Source organism: Novosphingobium anseongense (genome assembly GCF_037482895.1).
Classification (GTDB): domain Bacteria; phylum Pseudomonadota; class Alphaproteobacteria; order Sphingomonadales; family Sphingomonadaceae; genus Novosphingobium; species Novosphingobium anseongense.
This window is the reverse complement of record NZ_JBBHJZ010000005.1, coordinates 48,871-65,214: the sequence shown is the minus strand read 5'-3', so window position 1 is coordinate 65,214 and position 16,344 is coordinate 48,871. Positions and strand designations below refer to the sequence as shown.

The following is a 16,344-nucleotide window of genomic DNA, read 5'->3' as shown; positions in this document are numbered from 1 at the left end:
GCGCTCGTCCGTCGCGATCCCGATTGCTCAGGCCGGCACTGCGTCCGCAATGGCCGGCTTGGCCGGCTGGAAGGCCCGACGCGCGTGCACGGCCTCGGCGAGGTCGTCGAGCAGCGCCACGGTCGTGCTCCAGTCGATGCAGCCGTCGGTGATGGATTGGCCATAGGTCAGCGGCTTCCCCGCGATCAGATCCTGACGCCCGGCCACGAGATTGCTCTCGATCATCACGCCCATGATGCGGGATTCGCCTCCGGCGAGTTGCGCGCAGACGTCGGCCACGACGCCCGGCTGGTTCTCGGGACGCTTGCCGCTGTTGGCGTGGCTGACGTCGATCATGACCTTCTGCTTGAGACCGCGCTTGTCGAGCGCCGCGCAGGTCGCGGCGACCGCGGCCGCGTCGTAGTTCGGCGTGGCGCCGCCGCGAAGGACGACGTGGCAATCCTCATTGCCCGTGGTCGTGGCGATGCTTGCGCGGCCGGCCTTGGTCACGGCGAGGAAATGATGCGGCTGCGAAGCGGCCATGATCGCGTCGATTGCGATCTGGATGTCACCCGCCGTGCCGTTCTTGAAGCCGATCGGGCACGAGAGCCCCGAGGCCATCTCGCGGTGGATCTGGCTTTCGGTCGTGCGCGCGCCGATCGCCCCCCAGGCGACGAGGTCGGCGATGTACTGTGGCGTGATCACGTCAAGGAACTCGGAGGCGGCCGGCAGCCCTTTGGCATTGACCGCGAGCAGCAGTTCGCGCGCGCGCCGCAGGCCTTCGTTGATGCGGAAGGTACCGTCGAGCGCCGGATCGTTGATCAGGCCCTTCCAGCCGACCGTCGTGCGCGGCTTCTCGAAGTAGACGCGCATCTGGATCTCGAGCTCGCCGCCGAGCCGCTGCCGCTGTTCGGCAAGCAGATCGGCATATTCGAGCGCGGCCTCGGGATCGTGGACCGAGCAGGGACCAACCACGACGAGCAAGCGGTCGTCGTCATCCGCGAGGATGGCATGGACTGCTGCGCGCGCGGCGGTGACCGTGGTGCCGATCGCTTCGGTGCGCACGAATTCGGCCATGATCTCGCCAGGCGTGCTGAGTTCCTGGATTTCGCGAATGCGAAGGTCGTCGGTGGACTGTGACATAACTTTCCCGTGGTAGAGCGGGCAGTCAGGCGACAAAAAAAAGCCGCCAAGACTGGCGGCTGGTTGGTATCGTTTTTGCCTAATGATCAGGCCAAGCCGAAACCCCCGTCCGCCAAAGGCGTCGGATAGCTAAAGTACCAAAAGAGGACCGGCTGGTTAGTCATTGCCCCGTGTGGCTAGCCGCATCGACCTTTGTTGGCAAGCTGAAGGTGCTGGCCCGCATCCAAGCACGCCGCCGTCCGCACGATAGGCCTATCTTCAGGCTTGAGAAGCACGCGCGTCGGTTAGGCGGTCGCCTCGTTCACGGACCCGACCTCCGTGCGTCGAGTGTCGAAGTACGATTGTTCTGAAAATTTGAACGTTCAAGACGGATTTATCCGACTGTTTAGCCAAGATGGGGCGACCTAAACCTCCAATCAGCCCGAGCGGATCGGGCTTCACAAGTTCAGGAAGGATCCACACGATGCCCATCACCGCCACCCCGACCCCCGCCAAGGACCTGCTCTCGCCGACGAACCACGCGCTCGTCCTCATCGACTTCCAATCGCAGATGGCCTTCGCCACCAAGTCGATCGCCCCCGAACTGCTGCGCAACAACGCCGCGCTCGTTTCGAACGCCGCGGCCGGTTTCGCGGTCCCGACCGTGCTTACGACGGTCGCCGAGAAGAGCTTCTCGGGTCCGATGTTCGCCGAAATCACCGACGCCTTTCCCGGTCAGCCGCTGCTCGATCGCACCTCGATGAACACCTGGGAAGACGCCGCGGTGATCGAGGAAGTGAACCGCATCGGCAGGGATCGCCTGGTCTTCGCCGGCCTGTGGACCTCGGTCTGCATCGTCGGTCCCGTGCTCTCGGCGATCGAGCAGGGTTTCGAGGCCTATGTCATCACCGACGCCAGCGGCGACATCTCCGAAGAAGCGCACGAGCGTGCGGTCGAGCGGATGATCCAGGCGGGTGCGCGGCCGATTACGTCGCTCCAGTACCTCCTCGAACTGCAACGCGACTGGGCGCGCGGCGAGACCTACGGCCTGACCACCGGCATCGCTGCCAAGTGGGGCGGCGCCTATGGTTTGGGTATCACATACGCAAAGATGATGTTCGGCGCCTCGGAAGGCGGCCACTAATCTCTTCCCATGCGGTCGGATCTTTTGCTCCCCCGCCGGTCCGGCCGCCGTTTTACTCTCCCCATGACCTCCAAGGAATTCCCCATGACCAACTTCGTCACCACGCAGGACGGCACCCAGATCTTCTTCAAGGACTGGGGTCCGAAGGACGCCCAGCCGATCGTCTTCCACCACGGCTGGCCGCTGTCCTCGGACGACTGGGACGCGCAGATGCTGTTCTTCCTGTCGAAGGGCTACCGCGTCGTCGCCCATGATCGCCGCGGTCACGGTCGCTCGGCCCAGGTCGATTTCGGCCATGACATGGATCACTATGCGGCCGATGCGGCAGCCGTCGTCGAACACCTCGACCTGCGCAATGCCGTGCACATCGGTCACTCGACGGGCGGCGGCGAAGTGGCGCGTTATGTCGCTCGCTACGGACAGCCGCAGGGGCGGGTCGCCAAGGCCGTACTCGTCAGCGCCGTGCCGCCGCTGATGGTCAAGACCGACGGCAATCCCGATGGCCTGCCGATGGAGGTCTTCGACGGCATCCGCGCCGGTATCGCCGCCAACCGCGCGCAACTGTTCCGCGACTTTCCCACCGGCCCGTTCTACGGCTTCAACCGCCCGGGCGCGACGGTTCTGCCCGGCGTGATCGACAACTGGTGGCGCCAGGGCATGATGGGCTCGACGCTGGCGCACTACGAGGGCGTCAAGGCCTTCTCCGAAACCGACCAGACCGAGGACCTCCAGGCGATCACCGTTCCCACGCTGGTGCTGCAGGGCGATGATGATCAGGTCGTTCCCTACAAGAACGCGGCGCTGCGCCAGGCCGAGCTTCTGCCGAACGCCACGCTCAAGGTCTACGAGGGCTTCTCGCACGGCATGTTGACGGTCAACGCCGAGGTGCTCAACGCCGACCTGCTGGCCTTCATCCAGGCCTGAGCGAAAAGGGGGAACGGACCGTGAAACCCTATCTTCTTTCGCTGGGGGCGGGCCTCCTGGTTGGAATCGCCTACAACCTGATGGGTGTCCGTTCTCCCGCTCCGCCGATCATCGCCCTGGTGGGGCTGGCGGGGATCCTGCTCGGCGAGCAGGCCCTGCCGATCGCCCGGCGCCTCGCGGACCGGATGGAACTGACCCGCTTCGTGCGCCCTGACGGCGCCACCGCCATCCCGGGCAGACCGCCCGCCAACGACGAGCGCGACGCATGACCCGCCACAGCCCCCGACTAACCCGGCGCGAGGCGCTCGCCAGCGCTGCCGGAACCGCCCTGCTTACCGCCACGGAGACCTTTGCCATGACCGCGCCCGACCTGATCGTCACCAACGCCAGGGTCACTACGCTCGATCGCGAGAACCCGGTGGCCGAGGCCGTGGCGATCCGGAACGGCACGTTCCTCGCGGTCGGCTCCGAGCAGGAGGTGCGCGATGCCGCCGGAGGCGATGCCAAGGTGATCGACGCCAAGGGGCGCCGGCTGATACCCGGCCTGATCGACAGCCATATCCACGTGATCCGCGGCGGGCTCAACTACAACATGGAACTGCGCTGGGAGGGCGTGCCGAGCCTGGCCGACGCCATGGCCATGCTCAAGAAGCAGGCACAGAACACCCCGCCGCCGCAATGGGTGCGCGTGGTTGGCGGCTTCACCGAGCACCAGTTCGCCGAGAAGCGCCTGCCGACGCTCGACGAGATCAACCAGGCCGCGCCCGAGACGCCGGTGTTCATCCTCCACCTCTACGACCGCGCGCTGCTCAACGCCGCGGCGCTGCGCGCCGTGGGCTACACCAAGGACACGCCGAACCCGCCGGGCGGCGAGATCATGCGCGATGCCCAGGGCAATCCCACGGGGCTGCTGCTGGCCCAGCCGAACGCGACGATCCTCTATGCGACGCTCGCCAAGGGGCCGAAGCTGCCGCCTGAATATCAGCTCAACTCGACCCGGCACTTCATGCGCGAACTCAATTCGCTCGGCGTCACCAGCGTGATCGACGCGGGCGGCGGCTCGCAGAACTATCCCGACGACTACGAGATCGTCGAGAAGTTGCACAAGGATGGCGAACTCACGCTGCGCATCGCCTACAACCTGTTCACCCAGAAGCCCAAGGAGGAGCTCAAGGACTTCGCCACCTGGTCCACCCAGGTGAAGCCGGGGCAGGGCGACGACACCTATCGCCACAACGGCGCGGGCGAGATGCTCGTCTATTCGGCCGCCGACTTCGAGGACTTCCGCGTCGCCCGCCCCGACATGCCGCCGAGCATGGAGGGCGATCTCGAGCCGGTGATCCGCCTCTTGGCCGAGCGCCGCTGGCCCTGGCGGCTCCACGCAACCTACGACCAGACGATCAGCCGCGCGCTTGACGTGTTCGAGAAGGTCAACCGCGACATTCCGCTGCAGGGGCTCAACTGGTTCTTCGACCACGCCGAGACGATCAGCGAGCGCAACATCGATCGCATCGCCGCGCTCGGCGGCGGCATCGCGGTGCAGCACCGCATGGCCTTCCAGGGCGAATACTTCGTCGATCGCTACGGCGCCAAGGCGGCCGAGGCGACGCCGCCGATCAAGCGGATGATGGCCGCGGGACTGCCCGTCGGCGCGGGCACCGACGCGACGCGCGTCGCCAGCTACAACCCCTGGGTCTCTCTATCCTGGTTGGTCACCTCGAAGACCGTGGGTGGGCTGACGCTCTACCCCGCGCGCAACCGGCTCGACCGCGAGACCGCGCTGCGGCTGTGGACCGAGAAGAACACCTGGTTCTCGAACGAGGTGGGCAAGAAGGGCCAGATCAAGAAGGGCCAGCTCGCGGACCTGGCGCTGCTGTCGGACGACTACTTCACCGTGCCCGAAAGCGAGATCGCGCATCTGCGCGCGGTGCTGACCGTGCTCGGCGGCAAGGTGGTGCACGGCGAGGGCGATTTCGGTCCGCTCGCCCCGGCGCTGCCCAAGGCGATGCCCGACTGGTCGCCAGTCGCGACCTTCGGCGGCCACTATCGCCGGCCCGAAGACGCGAAGAAGCTCGCCTCGGCCTGCGGCTGCGCTTCGTCGTGCAACGTCCACGGCCACGATCACGCCGCCGCACTCGGTGCCAGCGTCCCCGCGGCCGACGTCCAGTCGTTCTGGGGTGCGCTCGGCTGCGGCTGCTGGGCCGTCTGAGCCGTTCTGGACCGGGAGCGACGACATGACACCTCGCCCGATCGCCGCGCTGCTCGACTGGCCAGGGGCCTGGCTTCTCGCACGGCTGACCCTGACTAGTCCTTATCTCCTGGGCGGCTTGGTCAAACTGATCGATTGGCAGGGTGCAGTGGCCGAGCAGGCGCACTTCGGCCTGCAGCCTGCCGTGGTCTTCGCCGCCCTGACGATCGCGGTCGAACTGATCGGCCCGGCGCTGATCCTGGCCGACCGCCTCGCCTGGCTCGGCGCGGGGATGCTCGGTGTGTTCACCCTGCTTGCCGCGGTGGTGGCGAACGCCTTCTGGACGATGCCGGAGGGCGAGCGCTTCGCTGCGACCAACGCTTTCTTCGAGCATCTCGGTTTGGTCGGTGGTTTCATGCTGGTTGCCATGGTTTCGCTTCGGCGCACACAAGACCGTGCGTAGCTTGCTGCTTCTGCCCGCGCTGTTCGCCGCCGCGCCGGCGCTGGCACAGCCGGGAGAGGCTTGGCAGCCGCCAACCTTGACCAACACGCGCTACGACGAGGACTGGAGCCAGCTCGCCGATCCCGCCAACCGCACCGGGCGTTGGACCGAGGATTTCAAGTACGTTTCGCTCGACGCCGACGGCCAAGTCTGGCTGAGCACCGGCGGCGAATTGCGCGCGCGTGTCGAGAGCTTTCGCGACAATCTCTGGGGCGCCGCGCCGGCGCCTGATGACGCCTATCTATGGCTGCGCGCGACGCCCTATGTCGATCTCCACGCTGGTCCTCTGCGCGCCTTCGTCCAGCCCATCGCCGCCTATGCGGTCGGCGTCGCGCCGTCGTTGAGCCCCGTCGACCAGACACGCACCGACCTGCTCCAGGGTTTCGTCGAACTTGCGGCGGGCCCCGTAACAGTGCGCGCCGGCCGGCAGATGCTGTCGCTGGGCACTGAGCGGCTGGTCGGCACGCGCTATGGCCCCAACGTGCCGCTGGCCTTCGACGGTGTCAGAGCCGATCTGCAGCAGGGCGCGGCGAAGCTCAGCCTGTTCTACACCCAGCCGGTCCAGGCGCGCGCGGGCGGTTTCGACGACCGGTCCTCGCCGACCAAGGCGCTGTGGGGCGCCTATGCCGCGCTGCCGGGGCTCGATGTCTATTATCTCGGCTATCGCAATCGTACGGCGAGTTTCGGCGGCACTGACGGACGCGAGGAGCGGCACAGCCTGGGCCTGCGCAGTCACGGCGCAGCGGGCGACTGGCGCTGGAACGTCGAGGGCGTGGTCCAGTTCGGCAGCTTCGCCGGTCAGCGCATCCGCGCCTGGACGCTCGGCAGCGAAGTGTCGCACAGTTTCGCGCGAGCGCCGCTGAAGCCGCGCGCCACCCTGCGCTTCAACATGATCAGCGGCGACAAGCGCGCGGGCGACGGCACCTTGGGCACGTTCAACGCGCTGTTTCCCAAGGGCAAGTATTTCGGCGAACTCTCGCCGATCGGTCCCTACAACATCGTCAATCTGCACCCGAGCGTCAGTCTGACTTTGCGGCCCAACCTCTCGCTCGGCGTGGCCGGCATGGCCTATTGGCGCGCGAGCCGTGGGGACGGGATCTACGACATTCCTGGCAACCTGATCCGCGGCCCAGGCGGCTCGCAAGCGCGCTTCATCGGCAAGGAGATCGAGGCCTCGCTGTCCTGGCAGGTGGTGCCCGAGCTCGAGCTGTCGACCTCGCTCTCGGCCTTTGCTGCGGGGGCCTATCTGCGTGAGACCGGATCGGCGAAGACCATCACGATGCTCGGCCTCGAGGCGAATTTCCGGATCTGAGCTTTTCGGATCTTTCGAACGAACCGAAGGACTTTATTCGGATGGCTCGGCATCTTCGCGCGAACTAGACCCGGTCTGGCAATCAATCCGGAGACTATCATGACCGCTTCCGCACCGGCCAAGGCCCCGCCGATCCACTGGCTCCTGCTGCTGCTGTCGATTACCACCGGCCTCGTCGACGCGATCAGCGTGCTGGGTCTGGGCAAGGTCTTCACCGCCAACATGACCGGCAACGTCGTGTTCCTGGGCTTTGCCGCCGTGGGCACGCCGGGCTTCCGCGTCACGCCCTATCTCGTGGCCATGCTGACCTTCCTGATCGGCGCGCTGGTCGCCGGCCGGACGGGCAAGGCGCACGCAGGGCGGCCGCTGCACCGCTGGCTGATGACTGCGGCGGTGATCGAGGCGGCGCTGCTGTGGATCGCCGCTGCGGTGGCGATCGACTTCGATATCGCGAGCCAGACGCCGGGCAGCAGCCTCTACGCGGTGATCGCGCTGACAGGCCTGGCCATGGGCTTCCGCAACGCGACGATCCGTCAGCTCAAGGTTCCCGACCTGACGACGACGGTCCTGACCCTGACCCTGACCGGCATTGCCGCGGACTCCTCGCTGGCCGGCGGCAGCAATCCCAACTGGGCACGGCGCGTCGGCGCGGTGCTGGCGATCTTCCTCGGCGCGGCGGCAGGGGCCTGGCTGGTCACGCGGTTCGGTCTGACGCCGCCGCTGGTTCTCGCGGGCGCGCTGGTCCTGATCGGCACGCTGGCCTGCGCGCTACACCCGGCCTCGCGCGAGGCGTCTGCGGGCTGATCAGATGTCAGCCATGCCGGCCAGTTCGCGATCCTCCTCACCGAAGGCGACGAACTGGTCGAGCAGCCACGAAGCCGCGGGGCCCGGCGGGGTCGCGCGGCACCAGATTCCCGCGAAGCGATAGGTCCCGCCCAGATGGTCGGGCATGTAGAGCCGGACCAGGGTGCCGGCGACCAGATCGGCCTCGATCATCGGCAGCGGCATGTTGCCCCAGCCGATCCCCTCGCGCAGCAGTGCGTGCTTGGCGCCGAGGTCCGCGAGCCGCCAGGTCTTGGGGCTCATCACCGAGAAATCCTGGCCATCGGTAAAGCGCGAGCGGTCGGTCAGCACGAGCTGGATGTGATCGCGCCCGGCGCCCGGCGGAATTTCCGTCATGCGCCCGAGCGGATGATCGGGCGCGGCCACGGGCACCATCGGCACCGATCCTGCGAGCCGGCTCTCGATACCCGGAACGCCCGCCGAGAGTGGACCGGAAAGGCCGATGCCGGCCTGGCCGTCGAGCACCATCGCGGTTACTGCGCCCAGCGCCTCGACATGGAGACGCAATTGCACCGTCGGGAATTCGGCGGCGAAAGACCGCAGCACGCGGCCCAGCCGCTCGGCCGGCAGCATGACGTCGACGGCGAGGTCGACCTCGGCTTCGAGCCCGTCGAGCAGGCCTTTGACCTTGGCGCGCAGCCCGTCGATCACCAGCGCCGCGGCGCGCGCTTCGGCCAGGACCGCGCGGCCGGCGACCGTCAGCTTGGGCCGGCGCGTTCCCTCGCGATCGAACAAGGTCAGGCCGAGCTGGGCTTCGAGATTACCGATGCCATAGCTGATCGCCGAAACCGCGCGATTGAGCTTGCGCGCCGCAGCGGCGAAGCTGCCGGTGTCAACGATCGCCAGTAGGATGCTCAACTGGTCGAGCGTGGGAGTACCCGGATTGCTCACTTTTCTAAATCCTCGAACAAATGAAACGACTTTATCCATCTGATCAGGCAAGCGAGCAAGGGCTAGAACATCTCTCAAGACGCGGCGCTCCGTCGCGACAAGGAGATAGACGATGATCGAACTGCGCCCTTTCGACAGCCTCGGCGGTGAAAACCACGGCTGGCTCGATGCCAAGCACCACTTCTCGTTCGCCGGTTACCACGATCCCAAGCGCACCCAGTGGGGCAACCTGCGCGTGTGGAACGACGATACGATCGAGGCCGGCACCGGCTTCCCGCCGCACCCGCACCGCGACATGGAGATCATCACCTATGTCCGCGAAGGCGCGATCACCCACGAGGACAGCCTGGGCAACAAAGGGCGGACCGAGGCGGGCGACGTCCAGGTGATGTCGGCCGGGACGGGCATCCGCCACTCGGAATACAACCGCGAGGACGTCGCCACGCGGATCTTCCAGATCTGGATCCTGCCCACGCGTCAGGGCGATGCGCCCGCCTGGGGGGCCAAGCCTTTCCCCAAGGGCGATCGCTCGGGCAAGTTCGTCACCCTGGCCTCGGGCTACGAGAACGACAACGACGCCCTGCCGATCCGCACCGATGCCCGCGTCGTCGGCGCAACGCTGAAAGCGGGCGAGGTCGCCGAATATCCACTCGGCCGCGATCGCAAGGCCTATCTCGTTCCGGCGAGCGGCGCCGTGCAGATCGATGATCAGCGGATCAACGCACGCGATGGCGCCGCGATCAGCGATGTCGAAGTCCTGCGTGTCGTCGCGCTCGAAGACAGCGAGATCGTGCTGGTCGACGCGGCCTGATTGAATAGGGGAGCGCTGCCGTTCGGCGGCGCTCCCGCTCTGCGGAGGGAATGGCAATGATCACGTTCAGGGACCGCGGCGCGCGTGGCCGCTTGAAGGGCTCGACGCTCGACGCTTTCTATAGCTTCTCGTTCGGCGACTATCGCGACCCGAAGAACATGGGCTTTCGCGCATTGCGCGTGCTCAATGAGGATTTCGTGATCCCTGGGGCCGGATTCTCAGAGCATGGCCATGCGGACATGGAAATCGTCACGATCGTGCTCGACGGCGCAATCGCGCATCGCGATGACCTCGGCAACGAGGCGCTGATCCGCGCGGGCGACGTCCAGCGCATGAGTGCGGGCACCGGCATCCGACACAGCGAGATGAACCCGAGCCTCGATGAGCGCGCCCACGCCCTGCAACTCTGGATTGTGCCCGCAGAAGCCGGCGCCGCTCCGTCTTACGAGCAGAAGCACTTCCCCATGACCGCGGGCCGCAACGCTTGGCTGCTCGTCGCCAGCCCGGAAGGGCGGGACGGCTCTCTGACGCTGCGGCAGGACGCCCGTCTCGAACTCGCGAGGTTGGACGAGGGCATGGACCTGTCGCATGACCTGTCGTCCGAACGCGGTTATTGGGTGCAGGTGATCGGCGGGATCATCGGGTTGAACGGGACGGAGTTGCGGGAAGGCGACGGCGCGGCGCTGACTGGGGAGACCGCTCTGACGATCGAAGCCGAAACCCAGGCGGAGGTCCTGCTGATCGATCTACCATGATGCTGACATCTTGACGCCCGCCACGACGCCGTCCCGTCAGTCAATACGCCGACGTCGGCCGCTTGCCTGTGTCGGAGCTTGCTGTGCTCCGTTCGGCAGCGGCGGCACGGCGAGATGCTGCTTGGCATGGCGTCCGCGGTGGAACAGACCGGCGGTGCTCGGCAGTTGGGGGGCGCGCGCCGGCGCCTCGCCGAAGCGGAAGGCCGCGGTCAGATCGCCGAAGGTGCGCCGTCGCCAAGGCGAGATGTTCGGCTCCTGCACGCCGGTGACCCTTTCGAGGAACTGCAGGATCGAGGTGTGGTCGAACGGCTGACTGCAAACCCAGCCGCCCCTGGTCCAGGGCGAGACGATGATGCAGGGCACGCGGAAGCCCGCGCCGATCGGGACCCCGTCGACGAATTCGTGCGGCGTGCCGTCGGGCGCGACCGGCGGTGGCACGTGATCGAACAGGCCGTCGTTCTCGTCGTAATTGAGGATGAAGGCGGTCTTGGCCCAGACGTCGGGATTGGCGGCCAGAGCATCGAGCTTGGCCGCGATGAACTCGGCGCCGGCCGAGGGGATCGACTCGTGCGGGTGCTCGGACGCTTCGTGGGTCGGGCAGAGCCAGGTCACGGTCGGCAGGCGATCGTGCATGACATCCCATTCGAACTCGCCGTCCGACGCCGCAGGCATGCCCTTGAGCCGCAGCGGCGACTGCGGCCCAGAATCCATGAACCGGCTGAACAGCCGCAGCAGGTTGAAACCGGTGCCGTCGTCGGCATGTTGGTAGACCTTCCAGCTGACGCCGGCCTCTTCGAGCCGCTCGGCATAGGTCTTCCAGCGCAGCCCCTCGGGCGGGGTCTTCTGCGTGGTGTGCGGGCCACCGGCAAGGCCTTCGGGATCGATCGTGCCGCTCAGATAGTAGAGCCGGTTGGGCCGGGTCGAACTCATCACCGAGCAGTGATAGCCGTCGCAGATGGTGAAGGCGTCGGCCAGCGCGTGGTGGAAGGGGATATCCTCGCGCTTGAAATAGCCCATCGTATAGGGCCCGTGATCGCCGTCGGCAGCGCGGTGCGCGGGTAGCCAGTTGTCCATCCTGCCGCCGTTCCAGGCCGCGTGCTGGGTCGCCCAGGCATGGCTCGTCGAAGGGATGAATTCGGCGTGGTCGGCGGTGTCGAGATGGAACGGCAGCATATAACCGTCGGGGTTCAGCGGGTCGGGCTGGTGGAACACGTTCCGCCCGGTCGACAGCGTCAGCGCCTTGGGGTCGCCGAAACCGCGTACTCCCGGCAGGGTGCCGAAGTAGTGATCGAACGAGCGGTTCTCGAGCATCAGCATGACGACATGCTTGATGTCCTTGATCGAACCGGCGCGGCGCGGCGCCTGGGCCAGCGCCCGTTGCAGGTTCGGCGGCATCAGGGTGGCCCCCGCCGAAAAGGCGAGGGCCTGGGCCGTCCTGCGCAGCAGCCGGCGGCGGGTGACGTTTCCTGAGGTGGGGTTCACGGTGCCGCTCCCGATCAGTGCTTGAGCACGATTTCGAGGAAGAACTTGCGGTCCTGCGTCAGCGTGTAACGCTCCGAATAGTAGCCGTGCATCATCGAGTAGTCGTTGCCGAGCAGGTTGTTCGCCTCGAGCTTGACGATCAGGTTGGGCGTGATCGGCAGGCGCAGCGAGGCGTCCATCTGACCGCGCGCCTTGAGCACGTAGTCGGCGTAAGGCTGGGCGCTGACCGTGTTGAGGTTCTTGTCGGCCCAGCGATAGGCGAGCCGCACCTCGCCGTCGCCCGGCAGCTTGTAGAACATGCTGGCGTTGATCACCCAGTCCGGCTGGAACAGCAGGTTGTCGCGCTCGATCGTGTTGCCGGCCGATATGTAGCTCATGTGCGCCCACATGCGCGCGACGTTGAACGACACGCCGAGCTTGTCCTTGAAGGGATTGGGCAGCCAGGCGATCGCATTGTCCATCACCTGGAACTCGAGGCCCTTGAGCGAGGCGCTCGTGGCGTTGAGCGGCATGGTCACGTCGTAGACCACGCCGCCGCGATCCTGCTGGGTGCGCAGCTCGAAGATCTCGTCGTCGATCTTCTTGTAGAAGCCCGTGAGCGAGACGAGGCCGTTGCCGCCGTTGAAATACTGCTCGACCGCGAGATCGAAATTGTTCGCCTTGCGCGGCTTGAGATCGGGGTTGCCCTTGGTGATCGTCAGGCTCTCGTTGTTGACGAGCTCGGCCTGGGCGATGTCGCTGAAGGCCGGGCGGCCGAGTGACTTCGAATAGGCCGCGCGCAGGCGCAGTTCAGGCGACAGGTCGTAGGTCAGGCTGGCCGACGGCAGGGCATAGCGATAGCCGCCGTCATAGACCCCGAGCGTGCCATTGTAGACCGTGCCCACGCGCTGCGGCACCTTGGCGCGGAAGTCGACGTCCTCGAGACGCACGCCGCCGATCACGCGCAGGGTGTCGGTCGCGTACATGGCGCTGGCGTAACCGGCGAGGATCGTCTCGCGGTAGCCGTAGTCGCTGGCATAGGAGGCGCTGAGGCTCGTCGCGTTGTTGACCGTGAGGCCCGGCTTCACCTGACCGTTGAAGCCCGCGAGATCGACGTGGACCGTCGGATAGGGGAAGCCGAACGAGATGTTGTCGGGCACGAAGCCGAGCGCGCCCAGCTTGCCGGTCGGGGTGTTGTAGGTGATGTTCTTGATGTCGCGCACGGCATCGACCGTGCGTCCGTCGAAGCCGGCGGCGAAGCCGAAGCCCAGGCTGTCGCCGCTGTAGTTGTGGCGCAGGTCGGCGCGGCCTTCGAAGGACTCGAAATCGGTGTCGTTGTAGATGTCGATCGCCGAGAAGCCCGAAAAATTGGCGATGTTGATCATGTCGGCGGGGTTCGAGAAGGTGAAGGTCGGCCGCGACTGGGTCATGTCGAACGTCACGAAGTCGTTGGTCGGGCTGTAGGTGTAGCCGACGCCGAGATCGGCGTTGCGGAAGCGGCTGAGGCCATAGCCGCCGCGCACCTCGAAGGTGGTCGCCGCGTCGATGCCCCACTTGCCCTTGAGGATGCCGCCCCGGAATTGGGTGCTGAAGTGGTCGTAGTTCACGAAAGGCCGGATCACGCCGATCTTCATCCGCGCCACGGTCTTGCTCTCGTAGACCGGGCTGGCGATGCTATCGACGCGGTAGTCGTTGAGCGTCTGGTCCTCGACCTGCTTGTAGGCGAAGGCTGAGGCCGACAGCGTCAGGTTGGGCGCGGCGCGATATTCGAGGCCGAGATAGCCGCCGAACAGCCGCCGGAACTTGGTGTAGTTCAGCGTTCGGACGCGGTTCGGCATCGCGGCATTGCCGTTCCAATCCGACAGATCCTCGGCCGCGGTTCGGCCCGCGGCGTTCAAGTAGGTGCGAGCATTGATGTTGGGCTTCGACGCGCCCCATGATTCCTGCGTGAAGACCCCGCTGACGACCACGCCGAACTGGTCCTCGGCGCCGAACTTGCGAACGAGCAAGCCCTTGACCGTGCCGCCCCAGGGCGTGTCGACATAGTCGCCCAAGCTGTTGCCGGCATAGACGTCGGTCGAGCTCGGTCGGTACTGCGCGCGGACGCTGAGGTTCCACTGGTTCTCGCCGTCGAGCGCGCTGTAGGGCACGATGTTGGTCGCGCCGCCGATCACGCCGCCGTCGATGTCGGCGGTGAAGGTCTTGAACACCTGCGTGGTCTGCGCGACCTGCGTCGGGATCAGCGCAAGATCGACGCGGCGGCTGCCCGCGCCGTCGTTCGAGGCCGAGAACATACCGATGCCGTCGAACGAGACGAAGTTGAGATCGGGCGAAATGCCACGGATCGACATGTATTTCGCGGTCTGCTCGCCATAGAGCGTCTGCATGTCGTTGACGCCGGGCAGGCGGATCAGCGCCTCGGCCAGGGTCTCGTCGGCGAGATCGCCGGTGTCGTCCTGGCTGATCGAGTCGACCACGCCGAGGCCCTTGCGGCGCTCGTTGATCGTCTCCTTGCCGCGCAGTGCGCTGCCGGTGACGACGATGTCGCCGGGCGCGCTCTCGTCGGCCGCCGCGCTGTCCGCAGCGGCGGCGCCCTCTTCTGCGTGGGCGACGGCGGGATGTACCGCGGCCAAGGCCAGCGCGGTGACGGATGCGAAAGACGCGAAACGAACAAACTGCATGAAAGGGCCCCTATGTGCTCCACAGATAGCCCTGCGACGGAGGTGCCATTAATTTCCGTCATCAGAAATTAAATTTCACTTTTTGGTATTTTAAGTGACATTTTTATGAAGCTTGTTCGTGCGGCGCAGGTCGCCGAGGCAATGTTCGAGGCCTGTCATTCTGGCGTCACAGAACGCCGCTTAAGGCGGGCGCGCTTGCTTCATGGCGGAGAAAGCCCTGAGTCCTGGAACCGGCGGCAAGGTCCCGATGACCGCACCTCGCGAAAAGATCGCCCGTTGGGTGGCCGTCGAAATCCTGCCGCACGAGGCCTCGGTGCGCGGCTGGCTGAGCCGTCGCTGGGGCTCGGCGCTCGACGTCGATGACGTGGTGCAGGAAGCCTACTGCCGCATCGCTGCTCTGGGCTCGATCGAGCATATCGAAAACGGCCGCGCCTATTTCTTCACAACCGCGCGCTCGATCGCGATGGACACGTTCCGTCGCAGCAAGGTCGCCGGCGAGAAGGCCATGACGGAAATCGAGCTCTGGTCCGTCGAGGACGAATATCCCCGCGCCGATCGCGCGGCGGAAGCCACGCAGGAGTTGTTGCGCATCGACGGGTTGCTTTCCACGTTCTCGCTCACCTGCCGCCGCGTTATCGAACTGCGGCGCCTCCAGGGGCTGTCGCAAAAGGAAACCGCGAAGCAGTTGGGGATCAGCGAACACAGTGTGGAGAACCACGTGACGCGTGGAATCCGCCGGGTGCTAAAGATGTTGAAGGACCAGGAAGGCGGTCCCTCGTGACCGGCTTGGAAACCCGGGATCGCATCGACGAGCAGGCCGCCGTCTGGGCCGCGCGCAATGCGCTCGACGACATGGCCGCGGCCGATGCTTTCGAGGCTTGGCTGGCCGCCGATCGGCGGCACCAGGGGGCCTATCTGCGGGCCCAGGCGGCTTACTATGTGCTCGAAGAGGCCGTGCTCGCGAGCCCGGTTCCCACGCCGAGCAACGACGATGACAACGTGCCCGTCACCGTGCCGTCCCGCCGTCGCTGGCCGCCGGCCGCAGGAATGGCCGTGGCCGCCGGTCTCGCCCTGACGATCGTTGTCGGCGCGCCGGGCCTGCTCGATCGCCTATCGCCGAGCGCATCCCGCGCGCTGACGCTTGCCGACGGTTCGTCGGTGACGCTGGAAGCGGACGGCAAGATCGCCTCGACCATGGTCGGCCGCGTGCGCAGCGTTACGCTCGAGCACGGCGCGGCGACCTTCCACGTCGCCAAGGATCCGAGGCGTCCCTTCATCGTGCGTTCGGGCCAAGTCTACGCCGAAGCCACCGGCACTGTCTATTTGGTCCGTCGCGTCGGTGCGTCGGGCGGCGCGGTGAGCGTGTCCGAAGGCAGCGTTCGCGTCTGGGCCGACGGCGCGCGCCACAAGGCCGTGATACTCCATGCGGGCAATGCGCTGACGCTCGATCCGGCGAAGTTCGCCGCGGCCGCCGTCCGGGCAGAACCCGCGCGCGCGCCGACCGAGTTCTGGTTCGACAATACCTCGATCGGCGAGGCGGCGCAGCGCTTCAACCGGGTCGGCGGCAAGCAGATCATCATTGCCGATCGGGCGATCGGCGGCGTGGTGATCATGGGCGGGTTCCGCAGCGATCGGCCCGAGCAGTTCGCCAGGGCGGCCGCAACGATCGCCGGGGCCCGCGTCGTGGAGCACGCAGGGACGCTCGTCATCGAAAAGAAATGAGGGGGCCGC

The 16,344-nt window shown here is 66.4% G+C and carries 15 protein-coding genes; 11 read left to right on the top strand and 4 right to left on the bottom strand.

The genetic code is table 11. The annotated features are described in order from the left end of the window. Positions 1-27: 27 nt before the first annotated feature. Positions 28-1,122: a 3-deoxy-7-phosphoheptulonate synthase gene (locus tag WG901_RS20030; RefSeq protein ID WP_339588897.1), complete on the bottom strand. Its 1,095-nt coding sequence runs from the start codon at positions 1,120-1,122 to the stop codon at positions 28-30. Positions 1,123-1,585: 463 nt separating this feature from the next. Between WG901_RS20030 and WG901_RS20025 the strand changes: the two genes are divergently transcribed. The 7 genes from WG901_RS20025 to WG901_RS19995 all read left to right on the top strand — a co-directional run bounded on the left by WG901_RS20025 (position 1,586) and on the right by WG901_RS19995 (position 7,975). Further along, positions 1,586-2,245: a hydrolase gene (locus tag WG901_RS20025; RefSeq protein ID WP_339588896.1), complete on the top strand. Its 660-nt coding sequence runs from the start codon at positions 1,586-1,588 to the stop codon at positions 2,243-2,245. Between the two features lie 84 nt (positions 2,246-2,329). After that, positions 2,330-3,169 (top strand): alpha/beta fold hydrolase, encoded by an 840-nt coding sequence (locus tag WG901_RS20020; protein WP_339588895.1) that lies wholly within the window; start codon positions 2,330-2,332, stop codon positions 3,167-3,169. 20 nt (positions 3,170-3,189) lie between these two features. After that, positions 3,190-3,438, top strand: a complete 249-nt coding sequence (locus tag WG901_RS20015; RefSeq protein ID WP_339588894.1) for a DUF1427 family protein — start codon at positions 3,190-3,192, stop codon at positions 3,436-3,438. Then, entirely contained in the window at positions 3,435-5,378 is a 1,944-nt protein-coding gene (locus WG901_RS20010; RefSeq protein WP_339588893.1) for an amidohydrolase, read from the top strand. The genes WG901_RS20015 and WG901_RS20010 overlap by 4 nt, the downstream gene beginning before the upstream one ends. A 25-nt stretch (positions 5,379-5,403) precedes the next feature. Next, positions 5,404-5,820 carry a DoxX family protein gene (locus WG901_RS20005; RefSeq protein WP_339588892.1) on the top strand — a complete coding sequence of 139 codons (417 nt, stop codon included), beginning with the start codon at positions 5,404-5,406 and terminating at the stop codon, positions 5,818-5,820. Beyond that, the gene (locus WG901_RS20000) at positions 5,813-7,171 is read left to right on the top strand and encodes an alginate export family protein (protein ID WP_339588891.1); all 1,359 of its coding nucleotides are present in this window, start codon (positions 5,813-5,815) and stop codon (positions 7,169-7,171) included. Before WG901_RS20005 ends, WG901_RS20000 begins: the two co-directional genes overlap by 8 nt. A gap of 99 nt (positions 7,172-7,270) precedes the next feature. Then, positions 7,271-7,975, top strand: coding sequence for a YoaK family protein (locus tag WG901_RS19995; RefSeq protein ID WP_339588890.1), 705 nt, complete (start codon positions 7,271-7,273; stop codon positions 7,973-7,975). Here WG901_RS19995 and WG901_RS19990 read toward each other — a convergent pair whose 3' ends face one another. Continuing rightward, positions 7,976-8,905, bottom strand: coding sequence for a LysR family transcriptional regulator (locus WG901_RS19990; RefSeq protein ID WP_339588889.1), 930 nt, complete (start codon positions 8,903-8,905; stop codon positions 7,976-7,978). A gap of 112 nt (positions 8,906-9,017) precedes the next feature. On the opposite strand from WG901_RS19990, the gene WG901_RS19985 reads away from it, so the two are divergent. Both WG901_RS19985 and WG901_RS19980 read left to right on the top strand, forming a co-directional pair. Beyond that, entirely contained in the window at positions 9,018-9,716 is a 699-nt protein-coding gene (locus tag WG901_RS19985) for a pirin family protein (protein ID WP_339588888.1), read from the top strand. A gap of 56 nt (positions 9,717-9,772) precedes the next feature. Continuing rightward, positions 9,773-10,471, top strand: a complete 699-nt coding sequence (locus WG901_RS19980; RefSeq protein WP_339588887.1) for a pirin family protein — start codon at positions 9,773-9,775, stop codon at positions 10,469-10,471. A gap of 36 nt (positions 10,472-10,507) precedes the next feature. On the opposite strand, the gene WG901_RS19975 is transcribed toward WG901_RS19980, so the two are convergent. Together WG901_RS19975 and WG901_RS19970 are read right to left on the bottom strand one after the other, a co-directional pair. Beyond that, positions 10,508-11,953, bottom strand: coding sequence for an alkaline phosphatase family protein (locus tag WG901_RS19975; protein ID WP_339588886.1), 1,446 nt, complete (start codon positions 11,951-11,953; stop codon positions 10,508-10,510). Between the two features lie 14 nt (positions 11,954-11,967). Next, positions 11,968-14,613, bottom strand: coding sequence for a TonB-dependent receptor (locus WG901_RS19970; protein WP_339588885.1), 2,646 nt, complete (start codon positions 14,611-14,613; stop codon positions 11,968-11,970). Positions 14,614-14,860: 247 nt separating this feature from the next. Here WG901_RS19970 and WG901_RS19965 point away from each other — a divergent pair, with 247 nt between their 5' ends. Together WG901_RS19965 and WG901_RS19960 are read left to right on the top strand one after the other, a co-directional pair. Continuing rightward, on the top strand, positions 14,861-15,394 hold the full coding sequence (locus tag WG901_RS19965) for an RNA polymerase sigma factor (protein ID WP_339588884.1): 534 nt from the start codon (positions 14,861-14,863) through the stop codon (positions 15,392-15,394). Beyond that, positions 15,391-16,335 carry a FecR family protein gene (locus WG901_RS19960; protein ID WP_339588883.1) on the top strand — a complete coding sequence of 315 codons (945 nt, stop codon included), beginning with the start codon at positions 15,391-15,393 and terminating at the stop codon, positions 16,333-16,335. The genes WG901_RS19965 and WG901_RS19960 overlap by 4 nt, the downstream gene beginning before the upstream one ends. Positions 16,336-16,344: the final 9 nt, after the last annotated feature.